General features: G+C 69.8%; 16 protein-coding genes and 6 pseudogenes. 13 read left to right on the plus strand and 9 right to left on the minus strand.

Features of this window, described 5'->3' with window-relative positions; genetic code table 11:
• Positions 1 to 31 precede the first annotated feature (31 nt).
• Entirely contained in the window at positions 32 to 1,195 is a 1,164-nt protein-coding gene (locus IF09_RS0131770) for a ricin-type beta-trefoil lectin domain protein (RefSeq protein ID WP_051833203.1), read from the minus strand.
• A gap of 743 nt (positions 1,196 to 1,938) precedes the next feature.
• On the opposite strand from IF09_RS0131770, the gene IF09_RS0131775 reads away from it, so the two are divergent.
• From IF09_RS0131775 to IF09_RS0131805, 9 genes and pseudogenes are all read left to right on the plus strand, one after another.
• Positions 1,939 to 4,158: a serine/threonine-protein kinase gene (locus IF09_RS0131775; protein WP_030301662.1), complete on the plus strand. Its 2,220-nt coding sequence runs from the start codon at positions 1,939 to 1,941 to the stop codon at positions 4,156 to 4,158.
• A 490-nt stretch (positions 4,159 to 4,648) separates the two neighbouring features.
• Positions 4,649 to 5,155, plus strand: a pseudogene (locus IF09_RS47465) (carbohydrate binding domain-containing protein); the annotation flags it as partial.
• Between the two features lie 42 nt (positions 5,156 to 5,197).
• Positions 5,198 to 6,313 (plus strand): chitinase, encoded by a 1,116-nt coding sequence (locus IF09_RS47470; protein ID WP_418953085.1) that lies wholly within the window; start codon positions 5,198 to 5,200, stop codon positions 6,311 to 6,313.
• 1,135 nt (positions 6,314 to 7,448) lie between these two features.
• Positions 7,449 to 8,282, plus strand: a complete 834-nt coding sequence (locus IF09_RS0131785; protein WP_030301666.1) for a PIG-L family deacetylase — start codon at positions 7,449 to 7,451, stop codon at positions 8,280 to 8,282.
• A gap of 418 nt (positions 8,283 to 8,700) precedes the next feature.
• Positions 8,701 to 9,807: pseudogene (locus IF09_RS46525) on the plus strand (type III polyketide synthase); the annotation flags it as partial.
• 201 nt (positions 9,808 to 10,008) lie between these two features.
• A complete protein-coding gene (locus IF09_RS46530; RefSeq protein ID WP_199920513.1) occupies positions 10,009 to 10,608 on the plus strand; it encodes a cupin domain-containing protein in 600 nt (199 codons plus the stop codon).
• Between the two features lie 106 nt (positions 10,609 to 10,714).
• Positions 10,715 to 11,269 carry a hypothetical protein gene (locus tag IF09_RS0131795; protein WP_158710099.1) on the plus strand — a complete coding sequence of 185 codons (555 nt, stop codon included), beginning with the start codon at positions 10,715 to 10,717 and terminating at the stop codon, positions 11,267 to 11,269.
• 27 nt (positions 11,270 to 11,296) lie between these two features.
• Positions 11,297 to 11,836 (plus strand): ArsR/SmtB family transcription factor, encoded by a 540-nt coding sequence (locus IF09_RS0131800; RefSeq protein WP_030301673.1) that lies wholly within the window; start codon positions 11,297 to 11,299, stop codon positions 11,834 to 11,836.
• Positions 11,833 to 13,122, plus strand: a complete 1,290-nt coding sequence (locus IF09_RS0131805; protein ID WP_030301675.1) for an MFS transporter — start codon at positions 11,833 to 11,835, stop codon at positions 13,120 to 13,122. Before IF09_RS0131800 ends, IF09_RS0131805 begins: the two co-directional genes overlap by 4 nt.
• 163 nt (positions 13,123 to 13,285) lie before the next feature.
• Here IF09_RS0131805 and IF09_RS0131810 read toward each other — a convergent pair whose 3' ends face one another.
• Positions 13,286 to 13,804 (minus strand): cupin domain-containing protein, encoded by a 519-nt coding sequence (locus IF09_RS0131810; protein WP_030301677.1) that lies wholly within the window; start codon positions 13,802 to 13,804, stop codon positions 13,286 to 13,288.
• Positions 13,805 to 13,886: 82 nt separating this feature from the next.
• Between IF09_RS0131810 and IF09_RS0131815 the strand changes: the two genes are divergently transcribed.
• Complete coding sequence (locus IF09_RS0131815; protein WP_234321218.1) at positions 13,887 to 14,495, plus strand: TetR/AcrR family transcriptional regulator; 609 nt, start codon at positions 13,887 to 13,889, stop codon at positions 14,493 to 14,495.
• A gap of 194 nt (positions 14,496 to 14,689) precedes the next feature.
• Here the strand turns inward: IF09_RS0131815 and IF09_RS0131820 are convergent, their stop codons facing one another.
• The 4 genes from IF09_RS0131820 to IF09_RS0131835 all read right to left on the minus strand — a co-directional run bounded on the left by IF09_RS0131820 (position 14,690) and on the right by IF09_RS0131835 (position 18,051).
• A complete protein-coding gene (locus IF09_RS0131820) occupies positions 14,690 to 16,015 on the minus strand; it encodes a hypothetical protein (RefSeq protein ID WP_051833207.1) in 1,326 nt (441 codons plus the stop codon).
• 453 nt (positions 16,016 to 16,468) lie between these two features.
• Positions 16,469 to 16,912, minus strand: a complete 444-nt coding sequence (locus tag IF09_RS45950; RefSeq protein ID WP_199920514.1) for a hypothetical protein — start codon at positions 16,910 to 16,912, stop codon at positions 16,469 to 16,471.
• Between the two features lie 276 nt (positions 16,913 to 17,188).
• Positions 17,189 to 17,422 carry a hypothetical protein gene (locus tag IF09_RS45960; protein ID WP_030301683.1) on the minus strand — a complete coding sequence of 78 codons (234 nt, stop codon included), beginning with the start codon at positions 17,420 to 17,422 and terminating at the stop codon, positions 17,189 to 17,191.
• Positions 17,423 to 17,541: 119 nt separating this feature from the next.
• The gene (locus IF09_RS0131835; RefSeq protein WP_030301684.1) at positions 17,542 to 18,051 is read right to left on the minus strand and encodes a GNAT family N-acetyltransferase; all 510 of its coding nucleotides are present in this window, start codon (positions 18,049 to 18,051) and stop codon (positions 17,542 to 17,544) included.
• Between the two features lie 347 nt (positions 18,052 to 18,398).
• Between IF09_RS0131835 and IF09_RS47475 the strand changes: the two are divergent.
• Positions 18,399 to 18,546: pseudogene (locus IF09_RS47475) on the plus strand (transposase); the annotation flags it as partial.
• 193 nt (positions 18,547 to 18,739) lie between these two features.
• Here the strand turns inward: IF09_RS47475 and IF09_RS43700 are convergent.
• A pseudogene (locus IF09_RS43700) lies at positions 18,740 to 18,897 on the minus strand (RNA polymerase subunit sigma-24); the annotation flags it as partial.
• A gap of 204 nt (positions 18,898 to 19,101) precedes the next feature.
• Here IF09_RS43700 and IF09_RS47480 point away from each other — a divergent pair.
• Positions 19,102 to 19,611: a hypothetical protein gene (locus tag IF09_RS47480; protein ID WP_030301685.1), complete on the plus strand. Its 510-nt coding sequence runs from the start codon at positions 19,102 to 19,104 to the stop codon at positions 19,609 to 19,611.
• Between the two features lie 195 nt (positions 19,612 to 19,806).
• Here IF09_RS47480 and IF09_RS48635 read toward each other — a convergent pair.
• A pseudogene (locus IF09_RS48635) lies at positions 19,807 to 20,157 on the minus strand (SUMF1/EgtB/PvdO family nonheme iron enzyme); the annotation flags it as partial.
• Between the two features lie 182 nt (positions 20,158 to 20,339).
• Positions 20,340 to 20,707, minus strand: a pseudogene (locus IF09_RS43705) (DUF3291 domain-containing protein); the annotation flags it as partial.
• A gap of 79 nt (positions 20,708 to 20,786) precedes the next feature.
• Here IF09_RS43705 and IF09_RS45965 point away from each other — a divergent pair.
• A complete protein-coding gene (locus IF09_RS45965; RefSeq protein ID WP_158710101.1) occupies positions 20,787 to 20,948 on the plus strand; it encodes a hypothetical protein in 162 nt (53 codons plus the stop codon).
• Positions 20,949 to 20,972: the final 24 nt, after the last annotated feature.

The following is a 20,972-nucleotide window of genomic DNA, read 5'->3' on the forward strand; positions in this document are numbered from 1 at the left end:
CTCAATCATCCAGCCGTGCGAGCCTCCCGGGCTACCAGAGCCAGCGCAGCTCGGGCTGATAGGGGAAACACGACTGCAAGGTGAGGCGGGGGGCGAGTTCCGCCAGGTCGTCCTGGTGGAGGCAGCGCTCGCCCGACCCGATCCTGCCGTCGGCGTCGCGCCACCAGGTTTGGCCGCTCGAGCCGTTGCAGGACGCCACGCCCAGAGCGGCGGTCAGGCAGCCGTCGGACGCGGCGGCCTTGATGCTGCCGTCGACGAAGGTCCACTGCTGGGCGGGGCTGCCGTCACAGTCCTCCGTCGTCACGGCGGCCGTGGGCCGCCCGACGCCGAGCGTCAGGCACCGCTCGACGGCTGCCCGTTCTGCGGTACGGCCGATGACCGACATGACCTCCCCGGGACCGGGCTGCCGGTGCACCCTGCGGTGCTCCCTTTCCATCCACTGCTGATGGCTCCGGCTCAGTGTGGTGCGGGACGGGCAGGGCAGTGTGATGCATCCCGCGTACGCGGCGTAGGCCTCGTACGCGGCCTTCTTGTCGCGTCGCTGCCGCGGTGTCAGGTTCGGTGGCAACAGCGGCAGACCGTAGCCGACGTACGGCGTGACGGCAGGACGGCCGGGGGATCGGAAGGCAGCCCTCCGAAACAGCCGTCCGGTGATCTCGTGATCGCTGTGATCGGCCGGATTCGGTGGCCCGACCCCGAACGTAGCGCTGTCGTAGTCCAGCGTCAGAACGTGCTCCGCCTTGCGGAGGGTGAGCACCCCGGACAGGACGGAGGCCAGCTCAGCCTCCGTATAGGGCCTGGCCCCGTCCACCGGTCTCATGGCGGCGGACTGCCCCCGGAACAGCTTCAGCAGGCTCTGCCGCCCGTACCGCGGACTGCCGACACCCCTCGGGAAGCCATCGGGCAGTCGCAGGAAGACCAGCCGTACGTCGGGGCGGCCGGCCAGGACGTAGGACACCAGGTCGCGCCCACGCACCGTGAGGTCTGCCCGGAACCAGTGGTCCGCGGCGCCCGCCATCCGTGCGTACGCCGCCCGCAGACCCCGCTCCCGACGGCGTACGTAGGAGTCGCCGCCGGTGAACGGGCGCCCGGCGTCCCCGGCCGTCAGATAGACGGTGCCGACGAAGCACCGGGCGCGTATGAGCCTTTGAACCTCGGGGCTGATGAAGAGGAGGTCGTCGTCCTGGTGTGCCACGCCCGCCAGCGTGGGCCGACACCCCGCGTCCGGCTCCACGCCCCGGCGGACACCGGCGCTCGCCACGCCGTGCGCATGCCCGTTCCCGACCGGCAGGGTCGAAGTGATCGCACCGAGGGCCAGCCCCAGAGCGAGCAGACGCGCCCGCGAGCGATACCGCCGGACCCCTCGCGGTGCCGAGCAGGGGGAGCGCCCCGGCTCCGTGCACCTCCTGCCGTCGTGCGGCTCAGACCTCACCTCGGATCCCTTCGGCTGACGCGTGGCACGCCGTGCCGCGAGCGGCACCTCGCGTGTCGGCCGCCTGCGCCCGATCCTACGAATGAACGTGCGATGGCTGCGACACGATTGGGCCGACCGGTGGACGAGGCGGGACACGGCCCATGCCCTCCCGCGTCACTCTTCGACCAAGAGCGACGTCGACGTGTGACAGTGACTCCGCGATCGACGTCACCTCCGCCCCGCCTTTCGTCCGGGCCGTGAGGCCGACACCCCGCGCCGAAGCTCGGGACCAGCGCCCTCCCGGCCCCTTACCCCGGTCACGCCGGAAGCACGACGTCGGCTGCTTCGAGCGCCATGACCGGTGTCGTCCTGTCCTGCGCAAAAATGACCGGTCCGTGAAACCGGGTGTCAGCTGGTATCAGCCACCGATTGGATGGGGGACGTGGCACCGGACGGCAGGTGTCCTCGAGGGGTGACGGAGTCGTCGGCGCGTAGCAGGGGTGGTTCAAGTGGGGGTGTTCCAGATGCTGGAGGCGGGGGATCCGCAGCAGGTGGGGCCTTACAGGATCGTGGCGCGGCTGGGCTCGGGGGGTATGGGGCGGGTGTACCTGGGCCGGTCACGGGGTGGGCGTGCGGTCGCGGTGAAGGTGGTGCGCCAAGAGCTCGCGGACGATCGGGAATTCCAACGGCGGTTCGCCAGGGAGGTGGCAGCGGCCCGCCGGGTGAATGGTGTCTTCACCGCGGGCGTGGTCGATGCCGACCCGGACGGGTCTCCGGCGTGGCTGGCGACGGTGTACGTGCCGGGGGTGTCGCTGGGCGATGCAGTGGCCGGTCACGGGCCTTGGCCGGAGGCCTCGGTGCTGGCCCTGGGAGCCGGGCTCGCTGAGGCGCTGGAAGCGATCCACGCCGCCGGAGTGGTCCACCGGGACTTGAAGCCCTCGAACATCCTGTTGGCGGTGGACGGGCCGCGGGTGATCGATTTTGGCATCTCGGTGGCCGGTGAAGCCAGTGCATTGACCCAGACCGGAATGCTGGTAGGCACGCCGGGATTCATGTCTCCCGAGCAGCTGACCGGCAAGCACGTGGGACCGGCCAGCGACGTCTTCTCCCTGGGAGCGGTTCTGGCCTTCGCCGCTGGTGGGGCCGCTCCGTTCGGAACCGGCTCGGCGCACGCCCTGAACTTCCGCGTCGTCTATGAGGAGCCCGACCTACAGGCTCTTGCGCCCGCGCTACGGGACGTTGTGGAACAGTGTCTCTCCAAGAAGGCCGTCCAACGGCCCACCGTAATGGAACTGCTGGACCACCTGGCCAGCGCCGTCGGTGACGGCAGCGCGGTCACCGCGGTACTCACCGAGACCAGCTGGATGCCCGCTCCGGTCGCCACGAAGGTGCGCTCACGCAACGCCGCCGGGCCTCCGACGCCACCACACACTGCGTGGACCGAACTCGCGCAACTTCCTGCACCCCCCAGGACTGGACAGCCTCCCTCCACGGAACAGCCGCAAACAGGGCCAGCCGCCGCAGGCCCGGGGCCGCGCCAAACAGCACATCCGCCCAAGCAGAAGCAGCCCCACCGCACTCTCCTCCCCACCCGCCGCAACCAGGGTGAGGGTGGAGCTGGCCCCGGCCCTGCAGGGATTCCCCCACAGGCAACCGGATCCCAGCCGGGGGCAGATCCGGCGGTACTCCCCACGAGGATCACTCGCCGCCGTGCCCTGCTCGGTCTGGCTGGCGCCACGGTCGCCGGAGCCGGCGGTCTGGCCACCTGGAGGATTCTCGACAGCCGAGCCCCCGAGCGCCGGCGGTGGAAGTACCCGGCCGACCTCTTCCTCTCGTCACCAACGGTGGCGGAGGGGGTGGTCTACGTCGGCGGCGGTTTCGAATGTGCGTTGTACGCGGTCGACGCGACCACCGGGAAACAACGCTGGACGTTCCCTGCCCGAAGTCTCGTCTCCTCCTCGCCGGAGGTTGCCCTCGGTGTGGTCTACGTCGGCAGTGCAGACCGCAACCTGTACGCGGTGAACGCCAGCGATGGCGAACAGCGGTGGAAGTTCCCCACCGGCGGTGCCGTGGAATCATCGCCGGCGGTGGCCGACGGCGTGGTGTACGTCGGCAGTGAGGACGGCTACCTGTACGCGGTGAACGCGGTCACCGGCGAGCAACAGTGGAAGTTCCCCACTGGTGAATGGGTGCACTCGTCGCCGACGGTGGCCGGGGGCGTGGTGTACTTCGGCAGCTGGAACCACAAGGTGTACGCCCTGGACGCCGTCACTGGCGAACAACGATGGAAGTTCGCCACCGAGAGCCTCGTGTCCTCGTCGCCGGCAGTGGCCGACGGGGTGGTCTACGTCGGCAGTGAGGACGGAAACCTGTACGCGGTGAACGTCAGTGATGGCAAACAGCGGTGGAAGTTCCCCACCGGTGACGGCGTGTCCACGTCACCGGCCGTGGCCGACGGCGTGGTCTATGTCGGCAGTAACCGCAACGTGTATGCCGTGGCGGCCGATACCGGCGAGGAGCAGTGGAAATTTCCAGTGGGTGGTCATGTGCCCTCCGTGCCTGCGGTGGTCAAAGAGGTCGTCTACTTCGGCGCCGAGGACGGCAAGGTGTATGCGGTGGATACCTCTACCGGCGAGGAACGGTGGCGATACCCTGCCGGTAGCAAGGTGAATTCGTCTCCGGCCGTGATCAACGGCGTACTCTACGTCGGCTGTGATGACGGCCTGCACGCAGTATCGGTCTGAGCTCGACCATGTCGGGCGACGACTCCGAAGCGGCGGCCCGCGCCGGTCGCCCGGGCACCTCAAGCCCCGGCTGGAAACGCCCGGTTGCACGGGTCCTGGCGAGGACGGGTGAGCGGAGGACGCTCGGTCCTCCGGACGTTCACGCGCGTGGAAGCCCGGCCGTGGGCGCGGGATCAGGCGGTCCGGGCGCTGCCGCGTCGGCGCGCCGACGGGACCGGCCGCAGGGGTCAGGGCAGTCTCAGGGGCCGTCGATGAGCCGCTGGAGGCCGGGGGCGTAGAGGTCCGCCAGGCGTTGGCGATTGTGCACCCCCTGGTTCGCCGCCTTCGGGGTCTGGTTGTCCGGCCAATGGTCCAGACCTATTGACGGGGCTTGTCGGCGCTCCTACGATCCGGTCCGGCACGGCCCCACATGTCCCCACCTCACCCAGGCCGGGCGTCACGCCCCCACGCGTCGTCATGCCCATGTCGCCCGGCGGGAAGGGAGCCCAGCATGTTCCGTCGAAGGTCGTGTACTCCACGTCCATCGGACGATCTCCCCCGCCGTCCCGACCCCGACGGGGCCGTCCTGAGGCGCGTGCTCGCCGCGGTCAGCGCCACTGCCGTCATCGCTACCGGCCTTGCTGCGGCCGGCTCCATCACGGCCGGGGCCGCCACCACCAACCTGGTGGCCAACTCCGGCTTCGAGAACGGGCTGACCGACTGGACGTGCCCTGGCGGTGCCGCCGCGGCCGTCGGTGGTCCGGTCCGCTCCGGCACCTCCGCGCTCAAGGCGGCACCGACCGGTCAGGACGCCGCCCAGTGCACCCAGACCATCAGCGTGCAGCCCAACTCCTCGTACGACCTGAGCGCCTACGTCCAAGGCAGCTACGTCTACCTGGGCGTCACCGGAACCGGCATCACCGGCGCCCCGTCCACGTGGACGCCGAACAGCCCGGCGTACAGCCGGCTCGGCGTCGCCTTCACCACCGGGCCGAACACCACCTCCGTGACCGTCTACCTGCACGGCTGGTACGGGCAGCCCGCGTACTACGCGGACGACGTGTCGCTCAGCGGCCCCGGCGGCACCGACCCCACGCCGACCGCCACGCCGCCGACCACCGTCCCACCGACCAGCGCCCCGCCCACCACCACCCCATCGACCACCACCCCATCGACCACCGCTCCACCGACCAGCGCCCCGCCCACCACCCCGCCGGGTGACACCTGCCCCACCAAGCCCAGGCCGTCAGGAAAAGTCCTCCAGGGCTACTGGGAGAACTGGGACGGCGCCTCCAACGACGTCCACCCCGGCATGGGATGGACCCCCATCACGGACAGCCGGATCGCCGCGCACGGGTACAACGTCATCAACGCCGCCTTCCCGGTGATCCTCTCGGACGGCACCGTCCTGTGGCAGGACGGTATGGACGCCGGAGTCAAGGTTTCGACGCCGGCCGAGATGTGCCAGGCCAAGGCGGCCGGGGCGACCCTGCTGATGTCGATCGGCGGTGCCACCGCAGGGATCGACCTGAGCTCCAGTACCGTCGCCGACAAGTTCGTGGCGACCGTCGTCCCGATCCTCAAGAAGTACAACTTCGACGGCATAGACATCGACATCGAGACCGGCCTGTCCGGAAGCGGCGACATCAACACGTTGTCCGCTTCCCAGTCCCACCTGATCCGCATCATCGACGGCGTCCTCGCGCAGATGCCGGCCGGCTTCGGCCTCACCATGGCTCCCGAAACCGCGTACGTCACCGGTGGAAGCGTCACCTACGGATCGATCTGGGGCGCCTACCTGCCGGTCATCAAGAAGTACGCCGACAACGGCCGCCTGTGGTGGCTGAACATGCAGTACTACAACGGCAGCATGTACGGCTGCTCCGGCGACTCCTACCAAGCCGGCACCGTCCAGGGCTTCACCGCACAGACCACCTGTCTGAACAACGGCCTGACCATCCAGGGCACCACCATCAAGGTGCCCTACGACAAGCAGGTGCCCGGCCTGCCCGCCCAGCCCGGGGCGGGCGGCGGCCACATGGCGCCGAGCCTCGTCAGCCAGTCGTGGAACGCCTACGGCGGCTCGCTGAAGGGGCTCATGACCTGGTCGCTCAACTGGGACGGCTCAAAGGGCTGGACCTTCGGCGACAACGTCAAGATCCTGCAGGGTCGTTGATGTCGGCCTGATCGGGGTGGACGTCGAGGGAATCGGCCCGGCTGCAAGACCGACGGGGCCGTTCGCGTAGCCGTGGACCGTCTCGGTGACCTCGGGCTCCCGGGGTGAGCGGCGCTCTGCGGCCGGGTCGTGTCCAACGGACTTTCCGTTCGTGAGGAGGCCGATGTCGCGCCCCAACCGGCCCCCCGACGTAGGCGCCCCGACCGCCGCGGGCACTCCCGCGACCCCGCAAGCACTACGTCGTCGTCGCCATGGGCTGCGCCGGTGGCCTGGTGATGCTCGACCAGACCGTCGTCGCGCTCGCTCGCTGCGGGACACCGGCCTCTGCCTGCTCCCGCTGGTCACCGCCCTCGCGGTGGGCACCTTCCTGTCCGGATACCTGCTGGACCGCTTCCGGTCGGTCCGGGTGCCCGCCGTGCTCGGCCTGGCGCTGGCCGCACTGGGGGCCGTGGCCTGGACTTCGCGCTGCCCGGCCTCGAGTACGCCTGGCAGGTGCCCGGGATGGTCCTGGCGGGGCTCGGGATGGGTCTGCCTGTTCCGGCACTGAGCGCCGCGATGATGGGCAGCGTCCCCGCCGTGAAGCGGACCGACGCGTCCGTCGTACGGCAGACGTTCCGGCAGCTCGGCGGGTCGATCGGACTGGCCGGCGCGGGTGCCGTCGTCCTGGGCGTCAACGCCAACGCCTCGGACGAGGCGGGCATCGTCACCGCCTCGGCCGCACTCGCCGCCTTCGTGATGGCCAGCTGCTTCCTCGGGATCGCCCTGCTCGTAGCGGTCGTGAAGCTGCCCCGGGCGCGCACCCGAGGGGGACGAGCCGGCACCGCCCCTCACACCCGCGGCCCCCGAACACATCGCCATGACGGTCATCCGCAGCGCCTCCGCACCCCGGGTGCCTGCCTCCTCCCGCATGCTTCGACGTCGATGCCGAAGTGGGCGGGGGCATGCCGATGCATGGGAAAGCCGAGCCGCCGCGCCGGGAATAGCCGGTCCAGCAGGCATCGTTGCATCGACCGGGGGTCTGGCGCTGCAGGGGTGGGAACAATGTCATCCGCCCCGGCAGGATCCGGCCTCCCGGGATCGCGGAACGCCCGCCGCGCACTCGGACCCACACATTTCTCTGCAGGAGGACTCCTTCATGACTGACCGGCCCTTGACACTCATGGCCGTGCACGCCCACCCCGACGACGAGGCCACCGGAACGGGAGGAGTCCTCGCGCGGTACGCGGCAGAGGGCATCCGCACGGTTCTCGTGACGTGTACCGACGGCGGTTGCGGTGACGGGCCGGGGGGTGTCAAGCCGGGCGATCCCGGGCACGATCCGGCGGCCGTGGCCTTGATGCGCCGTCAAGAACTCGAGGCGAGCTGTGACGTCCTGAACGTCAGTGATCTGGAGATGCTGGACTATGCCGACTCCGGGATGATGGGTTGGCCGAGCAACGACGCCCCTGGATCCTTCTGGCAGACCCCCGTGGAGGAAGGCGCCGCCCGGCTCGCGGCCCTCATGCAGCACTACCGGCCCGATGTGGTCGTCACTTATGACGAGAACGGCTTCTACGGCCATCCCGACCACATCCAGGCCCACCGCATCACGATGGCGGCGCTCGAGATGACCGCGCTGACACCGAAGGTGTACTGGACGACGATGCCGCGCTCGGCGATGGAGCGGTTCGGCAAGATCATGCGCGAGTTCCATGAGGACATGCCGGAGCCGGATCCTGCCGAGGCTGCCGCGCTGGCCGACATCGGCCTCCCCGACGATGAGATCACCACGTGGGTGGACACCACCGCATTCAGCGGTCAGAAGTTCGACGCGCTCGCCGCACACGCCAGCCAGGGCGAGAACATCTTCTTCGTCAAGATGGGCAAGGAGAGGTTCGGCGAGTTGATGGGCATGGAGACCTTCGTACGTGTCAAGGACGCCACCGGCGCGGCCGTACCCGAGAACGATCTCTTCACCGGTCTGCGCTGACCCGACCGTCCGGCCGTGCACCCGCCAGCCGGCATCGCGCGGCCCGTGACAACGGCGTCTGATGGCGGTGCGGCTTGCCTGAACGGGGCTGCCCAACGCCGACTTGAGGGTTGATCGTGCCGTGTGGAGTCCGAGGGCGGTCGCCGTCCGGCGGGGAAGTCGCGGACGGCCAGAGGGGTGAGGTGCTTGAGCCGTCCAGGAGCCGCAATTGCGGAACCTGGGAACGCCGGGGTGACCCGGTCGGACGGGTGTCTGTGAACAGCAGCGTTCTCCTGATGACACTTTTGTGTACTGCTGAGCACTATCGGACCGGTTTGCGCTCACGGGCTGCGACGATGGGTCGAGGCTGTTCAGCCGCCCGCCCGGAACGCGTCACCCACGCCGGGGCGTCTCTCCATCACCGCTGGGATGCGTGTCCATGGCTGTCTTATGCCGTCCTGCCGTCGCCGTGCCCGAGTACGTCATCACCGCAGAGGAGACGCTCGGCTTGGTGCGCACCGTGCACCAGGACCATCCCCAACTGGGGCTCGCCCTGCGGTTGATCGAGAACACCGGCGTGGGTAAACGGCATCTCGTGCAGCCGCTCGAGGACACCCTGCGCCACCCCGGATTCGAGGCCCGCAACAAGCTGTACGAGACGCAGGCGAAAGCCCGGGTCCCGCAGGTGGTGCGGGAGGCGCTGGCGAGCGCCGGGCTGTCGGCACGTGACATCGATCTGATCGTCTACGTCTCGTGCACCGGCTTCATGATGCCGTCCCTCACGGCGTGGTTGATCAACACCATGGATTTCCGGCCGGATACGCGGCAGGTGCCGATCGCCCAGCTCGGCTGCGCTGCGGGAGGCGCGGCCGTCAACCGTGCTCACGACTTCTGTGCGGCCTATCCGGGGGCCAACGTGCTGATCGTGGCGTGCGAGTTCTGCTCGCTGAGCTACCAGCCGACCGACCTGGGTGTCGGCACGCTGCTGTCCAACGGTCTGTTCGGCGACGCCGTCGCCGCGGCCGTGGTGCGGGGTGAGGGCGGTACGGGAATCCGGCTGGAGCGCAACGGCTCCCATTTGGTGCCGGGGACGGAGGACTGGATCGCTTACGCGGTGCGCGACACCGGATTCCATTTCCTCCTCGACAAACGCGTTCCGGGAACGATGGAGGCGCTGGCTCCGGTCCTGGCAGGTATGGCGGGGCAGCACGGCTGGGACGTTTCCCGGCTCGGCTTCTACATCGTGCACGCGGGTGGCCCTCGAATCCTCGACGACCTCTCCACGTTCCTGGGCGTCGCGCCGGAAGCCTTCCGTTTCAGCCGCGCCACGCTCACCGAGTACGGGAACGTCGCCAGCGTCGTCGTGCTGGACGCCCTGGCCCGCCTGTTCGACGAAGGCGGCGTGGAGGAAGGCGCCCAGGGCCTTCTCGCGGGCTTCGGCCCGGGCATCACGGCGGAGATGGCGCTCGGCCGCTGGACGTCGGCGACGGAAACGGTGCTGGTCGGGGCGGCCGCCGACGGTGCCCGGGCCGTGGAAGGGCGGGCTCCCGCCCTCCCGCGGGCACGGCAGGGGGGCAGCGCCGCGCTGCGCCCGCCCGCGCCCGCCCGCGCTCCCGCGTCCGTTCTGGCCGCGGCACAGACGGCCGATGCGCAGCGAGTGCACTTAGGGAACGTTGATCCGCGGTCCCGAGAAGCTGCCGGTGGCGTGGGGACCCGGCGACCGGACCGATACCCGAGGGAGACATCCGTGTACGCATGCGACACCGGCCGCGCCGAGGGCCTGATCGTGCCGCCCGGCAGTGGCCGGACCATCAAGACCGCCGCGCAGGAAGTGACGTTCAAGGTGACGGGCGCCCACTCGGCCGTCGCGTCCACCTTCGAGGTGACGGTGCCACCGGGCTTCGACGTCGGTGCCCACACCCACAGCCGCAGTGAGGAACTGTTCTACCTCATCGAAGGCGAACTCGATGTGATGGCCTTCGAGCCGAAGGTCCGGATCCGGGACGACTGGCGGGAGTGGGAGTCCCCCTCCGGCAGGCGACACGTACGGGCCACGGCCGGCACGATGATCCTGGTGCCGCCCGGCTGCCCGCACGCCTTCGCCAACCCGACCGGCAGCCCTGCCAGGATGCTGCTCCAGGCAGCTCCACCCCCGGACCACGAGCGCTACTTCGAGGAGTTGCTCGAGCTGCTGAACAGCGGCGGCGAGATCGACCAGGCGGCCGTGGAAAGGCTCCGGATCCGTTACGACATCGAACAGCTCACCCCCTTGCGGCACATCCCGCCCCGCGCGCTTGCGGCACCGGCCGTCCCCGCGTCGGCGGGCTCGCAGGAGGCCGCCCGGTGAAGGGGGCCGTACGCCCGCCGCCGCCGAAACGGCCGTTCCGCTGCCGTGCGCGAGGAGCGGGGAACCCCTTGGCCCCAGCGGCCCGACGACCGTGCACTACTGGCCGGTGGAACACCTCGACGCCCTCCACTTCGATCCCCTCCTGCACCGGCTCGTCCGCGAAGAGCCCGTCGCGCTGGTCCGGATGCGGTACGGCGGAGGCCACGCCTGGCTGCTGACCCGCTACGAATACGTCAAGGAGGTGACCTCCGATCCGCGGTTCAGCCGTGCGCTCACCGTCGACCGTCCGGTGACCGGCATGACACCCCGCGACGTCGCTGCCGCCCGGGGCATCGGCCGCACCGACGCCCCCGAGCACACGCGGCTGCGCCGCCTCGTGCGCAACCGCGCTGCGCTCACCAGGATCCATCACCACGCGGTGCTGTCGACGCTGCTCCGAAGGCACCGGGGCTGCGGCTTGCAGTGCCGCCCGAAGAGGTGCGCTGGCGTCGGGGCGCCATCAACCGGGCCCCGCTCCCGCTGGCCCGGTGAGAGCAGCGCCCGGCGGTCACGACGCCCTGTTCTGAAGCGCCTCCCGTCCTTGCCTGGCCCGTTTACGGCGCCGGTTCCCACGCCTCGGGGCCGGCGCTTCGGCATGAGAAGCGAAAATCCCCTTGCCTAATGGTCAAGAGTTGTTGACCATTAGCGCATGCCTACCGATGATCTTCCCGAGACGTTCCACGTCACCACTGACGACCAGCTGCGCGCCGTTTCGAATCTCACGCGTCACCGGATCATGGCCGTGCTCCGCTTCGAGCCTGCGACGATCACGCAGATCGCCGAGCGGGTGGGCCTTGCGAAGGGGAGTTCCAGCTACCACGTACGGCTGCTGGAGCGGGCCGGCCTGGTGAAGGTGGTACGAACGCGGAAGGTCCGGGGGGTCACCGAGCGGTACTACGCCATGGCCGCGCGGGCGATCGTGCTGCCGGATCCGGGCGAGGGAGGGCCGGACGTGCTGATGCGGCATGCGGTGGCGGACCTGGAGGCAGCGCCGGCCGATTGCGAGCGGCACGTGCGGATGGCGCATCTGCGGCTCACCGAGGAGCAGTTCGCGGAGCTGGGAGCGCGGCTGCAGGCGCTGGCGGACGAGTACCGGGAACTGTCCGATCCCTCGCTGCCGGACGCGTCTCTCGTCTTCGCACTGTTCCACCCGGCATCGCGCGTGCAGGCCGAAGGGGAGGCCAAGTGACCACAGTTGTCCGGAAGTTGCCGGCCGGTTTCGGACGGCTGTGGACTGCGCAGACGGTGTCCTCGCTCGGGGACGGGGTGACGCATGCAGCGCTGCCGCTGCTCGCGCTGACGTTGACGCGGGATCCGATGGCGCTCGCCGTCGTCACGGCCGCCGGAACGCTGCCGTGGCTGCTCTTCGGGGTGCTCGGCGGTGCGCTGGTGGACCGCTGGGACCGTCGGCGCACGATGTGGGTCACGGACGCGGCGCGTGCGGTGCTGCTCGCTATACCGGCGACAGCAGCCGCACTCGACGTGCTGAGCATTCCGCTGCTCGCAGCCGTCGCCTTCCTCCTCGGTCTCGGCGGACTCTTCTTCGACACGGCCGCCACGGCCTATCTGCCGGATCTGCTCGGCCGCGACCCCGCGCTCCTGGAGCGCGCCAACTCCCGCCTGCGCGGCACCCAGACCGCCGCGTCCGGCTTCGCCGGGCCGCCTGCGGGCAGTGCCCTGCTCGCGCTCGGGCGGGCGGTCCCGCTGCTCGCCGACGCGGTTTCGTTCGCGCTCTCCGCACTGCTCGTCCGGTCGCTGCCTGCCGCGCCCCGGCCCGTACCGCAGGCCCGTGAGTCGCTGCTGCGGCAGGCGCGGGCCGGCGCCTCGTACGTATTGCGGGATCAGTTGCTGCTCGGGCTCGCGTTGCGTCCGGCGGTCGGGAACATCGCCTTCCTCGCCGTGGAGACCGTGCTCGCCCTCTTCGCGCACGATCGTCTAGGCATCGACACCTTCGGCTTCGGCCTGCTCCTCACGGCGGAGGCCACCGGCGGTCTGCTCGGCGCGGGCATCGCCTCCCTCCTCGGCCGACGACTCGGCACCGGCACCGCGCTGACCTGCACGGCCGCAGTCGAGGGACTCGCCATCCTGGGCCTGGCCGCCGCCCCGAACCCGTACGTCGCCGGCCTCGCGCTCGCCGTCTGCGGAGCGGGCATGGGCGCCACGATGGTGCTCGGCCCCTCCCTCAGGCAGGCGATCGTCCCCGCCCATCTGATGGGCCGGGTCGCCTCCACCTCCCGCATGCTCGCCATGTGCGCCGCCCCCTTCGGCGCCTTCCTCGGCGGCTGGCTGGCCACCACCTACGACGTGCGCACGCCGCTCTACACCGCCGCCGGCCTCCTCCTCACCATGACCGCCGTCACGTCGACCATGACCAGCAACCGCCGGGTTGAGGCAGCGCTGCGTGCCGCCGCCCCCGCCGACGATCCAGACCATCACCTGGCATCCGGGGATCCCGTTCAGGAGCGTGCCATGTAAGGCTCCGTGAGGTCGTTGAGCCGGTGCTGAATCCAGCTCGGCGTTCCTCGCCTCGGCCGCGGAGCGTCGGGCGCCTGGCCTCCACGGGATGCAACGAGTGGCCCGGTGGGCCGGGTGCGCCGCCGTCAACGTCGGCCTAGTCCGGTGGGGCCCCGTGGCTGGGTCAGAGGCCTGGCGGGGGCGTCAGGCCGAACCTGGAGATGACGTCGGGCAGCCAGGCGGGCTTCCCGAGCACGAGCCCGTACTTGGCGGCGAGCACCGGTACTGCGTCCTCGGCCTGCGGCTGCCCATCGGCGAGCATCTCGGCCACCTCGCGGAAGAAGTGTTCGAATCCGGCCGGACTGATGATCTCGATCATTCGGGCGGGGACGGGCCCGGCGTTCCACATCGTGTGCAGTTCCCCGCGCGGCTTGGTGATGTAGCCGCCGGCGCCCAGAACGGTTTCACGGTCGCCGGAACGGAACCCGATCTCGCCTTCGGTGACGATCGAGTACTCGTCCTCTCGGGTGTGCAGGTGGGGCGGCACCAGTGCCCCGACCGGGAAGGGGTGCTCAACGACGGAGACTGCGCCGCCGGTGTCTTCCCCCCACAGCTTGAAGGCGACGCCGATCGAGCCGAGGAAGCCCTCGGAGCCCTCGCCGGGGCGAACGATGGTGAGCGGCGGGGCCAGCGGCTCTGTCATGGCGATCACTCCTCGACAGAATTTGGAGATACACTGGTGTTCTCTTAAAAAGTCTCCACCGCATACGGCAGGACGTCAACAATTGAGTGATCAGCAGCGTTCGGCGGCACCGCGTGGCTACGAGATGCGCAAACGCGCCGAGGATGTGGGCCGGACGCGGCAGCGCATCATCGAAGCCGCGGTGCATCTGCACGGCACCGCCGGCCCGGCGTCGACGAGCATCGCGGCGATCGCCGAGCGTGCCGGTGTCACTCGGCTGACGGTGTACCGGCACTTTCCGGATGAGACCGCCCTGTTCGAGGCGTGCTCGGGGCACTGGCTGTCGCGGCAGCAGCTGCCCCGGCCCGAACGGTGGAGTGCGTTCGAGAGTCCCCTCGAGCGACTCACGGCCGGGCTCGCCGACCTCTACCGCTTCTATCGCGCGGGCGAGCAGATGCTGACGCTGGTCATCCGCGACCAGCACGCCGTACCCGAGTCGGTCCGCGAGGCTCGAGCGGCGATGAGCCGAAACTACGTCGAGGTGCTGGCCGGTGCCTGGTCTGAGGCCGACGCCCCGGTCCGGCGGGCGGTGATCGGGCATGCCGCTTCGTTCTCGACGTGGCGCTCTCTGTGCCGGGAGCAAGGGCTCACGGACGACCAGGCAGTCGAGGTCATGGTCACGCTGGTGGAAGCGGTCGACGCAAAGGCGTGAGGATCTGCTCGCAGGCCGGTGCGTACCGGCGGGCAGGCGTCAGATCGGCCGTTTCCCCGCTGGTGGCGCTGCCGGACGCGGCCCAAGCGGAATCGTTCGATTCGGAGAATCGCTCATGCCGATCGGTACGGGCGACCCGGATTGTTGGAAGTTGCGGAACCGCCGATGTTCCTCAGTCCGGCGCGAGCTGCTTGTCACGAGTCCTGGGGCGGACGCTGTCCCGGTGTCCCGGTCGGCTCATTTGCCTCCCCCAGGTAGCTCAGGGCTTGGCGGAAGTCGGCGAGGGCGGGCTGGAACTCGCTGGTGGCGGTGTGGAAGGTCGATCGGTCGATCAGGATGCCGGCCAGTGTTCGCGTTCCCTCTGCCGGGTCGTGCTGAGACAGTCGGCGGGCCAGGCTCACACCGTCGTCGAACAGGGAGCGCACTTGCTCCGCGGACAGGTGGGTGCGGTTCTGCCAGTAGACGGCGGAGCGGATGGTGAGGACGCGATGCAGGCGGACCAGTTCGGCCAGGTGCCGGTCCGGGTCTTCGGCGGCTCGCGGAGCGAGGGTGTCCACCTCTTCGCGGAGGGTATGACGGCTGTCGAAGTAGCGCTGCTTGACATCGGGCGACCACTGGATGGGCGCAGCCCCCGAGGGCGGACGCGGCCCGTCGGACGCAGGCCGATCGCTTTCGGCGCCGGAGAAGGTCAGCAGGACCGCCCAGAACGACGCCTGGTAGCCACCCCAGGAATTTCGCTCACCGGTATCGGCCAACTCCGTCAGCAAGGTGAGTGCCTCTTGCCGCACGAGGGCCGCCTGCCGGCCTCGGCCGTGGGTGTCGAGCATCCGTGCGTACCCGATGAGCGAGTAGAGATGGCAGGCTATCGAGTCGCCGCCGTTCGCGGCTTCGGCCGCTTCCATGTTGACGAGTGTCTCGAAAGCGGCGAGTGCTTCGTCGGAGCGGCCGGCGTCATGGAGGGCGGCGATCCACTCCAGGAGTGACCAGGCGAGAGCCCCGCTGCGGGGCCCGCCGGGCAGGATCGCTGCAACCAACTCGGTCAGGACATCGGCAGCTTCGGCATACCGGCCTTCCTCGGAGAGTCCGGCAGCCCACTCATGCAGCCCATTGACCACGGGGACTCCGGACAGTTCGGCCTGTGCACGGCTGATGGCGATCATCTCGGCGCGCATGGCGAGTCCGTCGGCGCGTCGGCCCACGGTGTACAGCTCTCTCTGGCACGTGTTGAGGGCCTGGTACAGAGCGCCCGCGCGGGCTGGTTCGGCCGGATCGATGGACCGCGCCGCGGCCACCGCTTCCTCGCACAGAGCCAGAGAGGATGCATGCCTTTTGCCGGAGCCAGTGTCGTAGCTCAGACGTTGCAGGGCCCTGGCCAAGAGCGGTAGGTACGAGGCGGGGCTGACCTGGGCGAGCACGCGATAGGCGTCGACTTCCTCGCGCGGCGTGCGGCGTCCCGAGGCGAGCAGCACATTCCGCGCTCGCACAATGTCGTCCTGATCGACTTTCCCCGAGTGATTCATAACGGAGATTGTGGGTGCCCCGGAGAGGGCCGAACAAGGCTGGTCCGCTGTGCTGTTCCTCCTACGAAAACATGCGCTGACCTGTCATGATGGGTGTGACATCACTTTCCCTTGAGGCGTATCGCCAAGCCCGGCCATCAAGTGCGTGCGGGGTGTCCTGCGTGCCACCGCTGCGCGTGGCCCGCCCGAGTGTTGCCCGCCTCCTGGGACCAGAGCGTGACGCTGTTGATGTGGAACTGGCGGGAGCGGCGCGAGGCGCTGAGCCGGGGCCGGTGGCGTCGAAGTGATCTTGAGCTGTGGATCATGGTGTGGTGATACGGCGCCACTGACTGTCCGGTGTCGAGTGGGGAATTGCTTCCCAGCCGGTGCGCGGGTGCGCCTGCCTGCCGACGAGGTATCGAGTCAGGCAGACGTCGCGGCCCGTCGTGGGCTGGTCGCATCCGCCTGCCGTTATCAGGAGGCCAGGCGCTCTGTGGCGCGATGCCGTAGATCTCGTCGTCCGTCGCGCCCGGACCGACGTTCGTCAGTACCCGGCCGGCTTCGCCGAACCGGCTGTCCAGCTGCCCGTCCGCAGGTACGGGCCAGCGCCAGGCCGAAGGGGCCGCCCGCCTCGGCCGATCCGCCGACCGTGAGCCGCCCCTTGCCGTCGATCGCGACGGCCCCGGCAAGGCCCAGCCCATCGTCCGCCGCCACCGGCGTCACCACGAGGCCGTCCGAGCCGAAGCCCTGATCAGGCCGGCCGTCCTGCCGGGAGCGAGCCACGGCAAAACTGGTCCCGCCCCGTCCCGTCCCGCCCCGCCCGGTCCCGAGTTCGGCTGATCCCACGGCCACGATGCGCCCGCGCTCGTCCAGTGTCATGTTCTTGAACTGGTCCCGCCCGCCCGCGGCATCGCGCACGACAAGCCCGTCGTACCGAAGCCCCGGTCCGGACGCCCGTCGGGAAGGTAGCGGGCCAGCGCCAAGCCCCGGCCTTCGGTTCCCGGCCCGGTGCCGGTGAAGCCGGCGGCGACGATCCGGCCCTCGCGCTGGAACTGCACTGCCTGCGCCGCGTCGTCCCCCGTGCCCGGCGCCACCGGGGTGAATACCTTGCCGCGGATGCCGAAGCTCCGGTCCAGCCTGCCGGCGGATAGATAGCGGCCGAGCGCGAAGTCTCCGCACCGCCCGTCGCGGGTGTCAGGACCGTGCCGTTTTTTCTGCCGAAGGTGCAGTCCACCGCGCCGTCGGGGTGAAGCGCTGCACCCGCCACTGCACACCACCCGCCCCGCCGAGTTCGGACGAGCCGGACACCACGATCCGCCGCCGGCGGTCGATGACCAGGCCGTTCTCGATGTCGCTCCCGGCGTCCGGAGCAGTCGTGGCGGCGCGGCGCGCGGGGTCCAGCGCTCCGCCACCCGTCGCGGAGGCCACACCTGCCGTCTCCCGGTCGTTCGCCCGAAGGCGGCCTGCCGTAACCGGTGGCACGGCACGTGCCGGGCCCTGGGGAGGGGTCCTCCGAGCCTCCCCAGGGAGTGCACACCGTCCCTGGCCTACGCGGGTGAGGTGATCGGCCAGGTGTACTCGAGTTCAGGCAGCTCAAAGCCCTGTTCGAACTGGCAGACCCGCTCATCGGTGCGAAGGGCGCCATGCCGCTCGTAGAAGGCGATGGCGCGGGTGTTGGCGCGCAGCACTTCGAGGTAGACCGGCCTGCCCAGGTGCTCCTCGGCTGCCCAGGCCAGGGCGTGCGCCAAGAGCCGGCCGCCGATCCCGAACCCGGTGCGGCCTGATCTCGCGTGCAGGTTGTCCAACAAGACCCGGCCATCAGGCTGAGGCATCAAATAGGCGAAACCATCAGTTTCAGACGCCCTCTCCGCCACGAACAGAGCCGCCCCCGCGAGCGGCTCGTCCAATCTTCCGCGCCACAGCTCCAGACGATCTTCCAGGAGCGGTCCTCCCAGGAAACTGGTGGGCATGATTCCCGCATAAGCCGTACGCCAGCTCTCGGCGTGCAGCGTCGCAACCGCGATGGCATCGCCCTTGTGGCCCCTTCTGATCTCCATGTGCCCAGCCTCGCCCATGACCAAGATCGAGGCTGCATCAGGGCAGGTGAAACGGTCAACAGCAACGTTTGGAGACGGGCCCTCGGCTTGTTCTTCACCTTCTGGCGCCCCTGAAGCGATGCGGGCAGGGTGGGCGGCATGACAGACAGTTCCGGTTCTGTTCCTGCCGACGTGTATGACCGCCGGGCGATAGAGCACATCCTCGGTCGTCCCTTGAGCCATAGATGGCCGACGGGTGCGTTGGCACCGGGCAGCCGGGTCACTGTCGTTCGCGCTCCGGACTGGGATGGTCCCCAGAGGCCGAAGCGTAGGGATACCGCGCCTCATGTTCCGCTCGCTACGAGTGTCTGACCGCCCGGCGCGATGAGTTGTTCGAGCTGGCGGACGCGGTGCTGTGTGCGGACGGTGCGGTGAAGTCCCCGGTGGACCTGCCGCTGCTGCCCGAGCACCGTCGTGGGGCACGGAGCGATGTATGGCGGCCTGAACCGCGGCCGGGCCTGATGTCGTACAGCCGCTCGGCCAGCGGTCGCACCGACTGGGTGATGTCGTGCGCGAACACTGCCACACCAACCGGCACCGGGCACCGCTCGGTCCGCCGCGGCTCCTCGCGGTGCTGCCTTCGCCCTCCGTCTGCGGACGGTCTCGTACAGGGCCCACCGCGTCCCGACGCGGTGAGTGGTGCTTAGACGATGGCCTGGAGCCTGTCCGGATTGGCCACGTTGTGGATGGCGGGGATGCGGCCGGCGGCGTCGAAATCGAAGGTGCCGGTGGCGATCACCCGGCTCGACGCCCTGGTAGGTGACCGTTGCCGATGGCCGCGAACCAGGCAGCCACCGTGGATGGCCCACGAGCGGTCCCCGGCCGGCCCGGTGCGGCGGGAAGCCGTGGGGAGCGGCTTGGTACCGAGGCCGCAGGTGGGATGCGTCAGGGCAACTCGGGTGAACCTCCGACCGTGCCACCGCAAGGTCCCGCTCTCGGGCAAGGCGTACTCCTACGCTCCGGATGGGTGTCTGCCGACCGGCATCCACAACACGGAAGAATGGAATCCCCATGCGTCTTCGTACCGCAGCCGTCGCCCTCGCCGGAGCCCTCGCGCTCACTCTCCCCGCGGGCGCCCAGGCGTTCGCCGACGACGGCCAGTCCTTCAACTATGTCTTCCTCAAGGACGGAGAGAGCCAGCTTGCGCAGATCAGTGACTTGACCGAGGGCAAGTGCCACGAGCTGGCGGTCACCGACGGTGCCGTCGAGGAGGTTGCCAACGACTCCGACATGGTCGCCCTGCTCTTCGACAACGCCACGTGCAGCGGTGAGCCGGTCGTAGCCGCCGGCCCGGGTGAGAAGGTCGGCGACATCAAGGCTGTCGCCGTGGCCTTCGAGCCCGCCGAGCGCGCTGAGCACTCCGAGCCCGCTGAGCACTCCGAGCCCGCTGAGCACTCCGAGCCCGCTGAGCACGCCGAGCCCGCCGAGCACCCCGAGCACTCCGACGGGGCAGTCCGGCCCGGAGGCGACGAGGACGAGGACGAAGACCTCTTCAAGAGGATCTTCTCCGCCAGGGGCTGACGCCGCCCGCAGCGCCGGCCCGGAACCCACGGGGTTCCGGGCCGGACGTGCAACGAGCGCTGTGACAGTACGCCGAGTACGCCGAGTACGCCGAGTACGCCGAGTACGCCGAGTACGCCGAGTACGCCGAGCGCGTCGCCTCGGCAGTCTCTCGCCCGTGTCGAATCCGCTGCGAGGACTGCCGTGTCGGTCCAGTGGGCCGGGCTGGGGTCCGCGGCCACGCGGAAGAGCCCGTCGCGGAGCCCGTGCCCCATCGGCCCCGGTGGGCAGGCGGGTGCCGGACCAGGCGCAGTGCGCCAGGGTGTCGCTCCGGGGAACCCGGATGGCGGGGTGGCTCTGGCGCGCGGTGACGGGGCGAACCGGCGCCTCGGGACGGCGACGTCCACGGTCAGGAAGCCGCCGAGACGACGGAGACACCGAAGTGTTCGGCTTCAATGACCTGGCCGGGGCTTCGACGAAGGGGGCGAACCGGGCGTTGGCCTCCGGCGCTGGCGCGATACGGACCGGGTCGACGGCGCCCTCGCATAACGGCCCCTGGCCCTGCATCCCCCGGGCGACGGCGGCTGGTGGCTCGCAGTGGCGCACGTCCGCCAGAGTGTCACGCACCAGGGGACCGAAAGAGATCCTCAGCGCCTTGGTGGTCGGCTCCGTACATCCTTCGGGGGTTGACTGTGGAGCCTGCGTTGTGTCTGGTGCGGGGGCAGTGCCCAGTCGTTCAGGCTTCCTTGTCAGCGCACCTGGTCGCTCTTCGGTCCGGTGCCTTTGATCCCGGTCGGAGTCCCTCCGGGGCGAACGAGTGGTGGAAGGTGAAGGCGTGCGGCGCGGAGCCGTGGGCGTGGAGGTGTTCCAGCCTGCAGACCCGTCCTGCCAGGGGTATCACGCCGCCGGAGACCCACCACCTCACGCAATTCGGGTGCCCTGTCCGCTCGAACCAGTCGTAACGCCTGCTCAGCGCCTCACGGTCCAGACCGGTGTAGAGGGCGTCGAAGGCGGGGCGCAGGTCGGTCCAGAGTGAGAGTGCCGCGGCCAAGGCGGTGGTTTCCACCGTACGGCCCTTGCCGCACCAGGTCGGTACGGCGAACTCTCCCCATGCACCCTCATGCCGTCGCGGGTGGCTCAGCCTGAAGGACCTGGATCTTCATCGTCGGCCCCGGCTGCCGGCTGAAGGCTGCCTGGTGCTGGACCTCTACGCCCGCACCTGGCAGGGCGAACAACTCGGCGATGAGGAATGCGTGATCAGCGCGGACGAGGAGACCTCCATCCGGGCCGCGTACCGCTGCCAGCCCACCCTCGCCCCCGGCAAGGTCAGGGATTCTCGAGTCATTCTCCGGTGGTAGTGCAGCGTGGCTCTTCGTGGGAGG

It is taken from the genome of Streptomyces katrae (assembly GCF_000717655.1).
Lineage (GTDB): Bacteria > Actinomycetota > Actinomycetes > Streptomycetales > Streptomycetaceae > Streptomyces > Streptomyces katrae_B.

What these genes read in the sequence shown, in the direction of transcription:
- IF09_RS0131775 (WP_030301662.1), top strand. Translation starts at nt 1,939, where the DNA reads ATGCTGGAGGCGGGGGATCCGCAGCAGGTGGGGCCTTACAGGATCGTG.
- IF09_RS0131785 (WP_030301666.1), top strand. Translation starts at nt 7,449, where the DNA reads ATGACTGACCGGCCCTTGACACTCATGGCCGTGCACGCCCACCCCGAC.
- IF09_RS0131810 (WP_030301677.1), bottom strand. Translation starts at nt 13,804, where the DNA reads ATGACAGAGCCGCTGGCCCCGCCGCTCACCATCGTTCGCCCCGGCGAG.
- IF09_RS0131820 (WP_051833207.1), bottom strand. Translation starts at nt 16,015, where the DNA reads ATGAATCACTCGGGGAAAGTCGATCAGGACGACATTGTGCGAGCGCGG.
- IF09_RS0131835 (WP_030301684.1), bottom strand. Translation starts at nt 18,051, where the DNA reads ATGGAGATCAGAAGGGGCCACAAGGGCGATGCCATCGCGGTTGCGACG.
- IF09_RS47480 (WP_030301685.1), top strand. Translation starts at nt 19,102, where the DNA reads ATGCGTCTTCGTACCGCAGCCGTCGCCCTCGCCGGAGCCCTCGCGCTC.
- IF09_RS0131800 (WP_030301673.1), top strand. Translation starts at nt 11,297, where the DNA reads ATGCCTACCGATGATCTTCCCGAGACGTTCCACGTCACCACTGACGAC.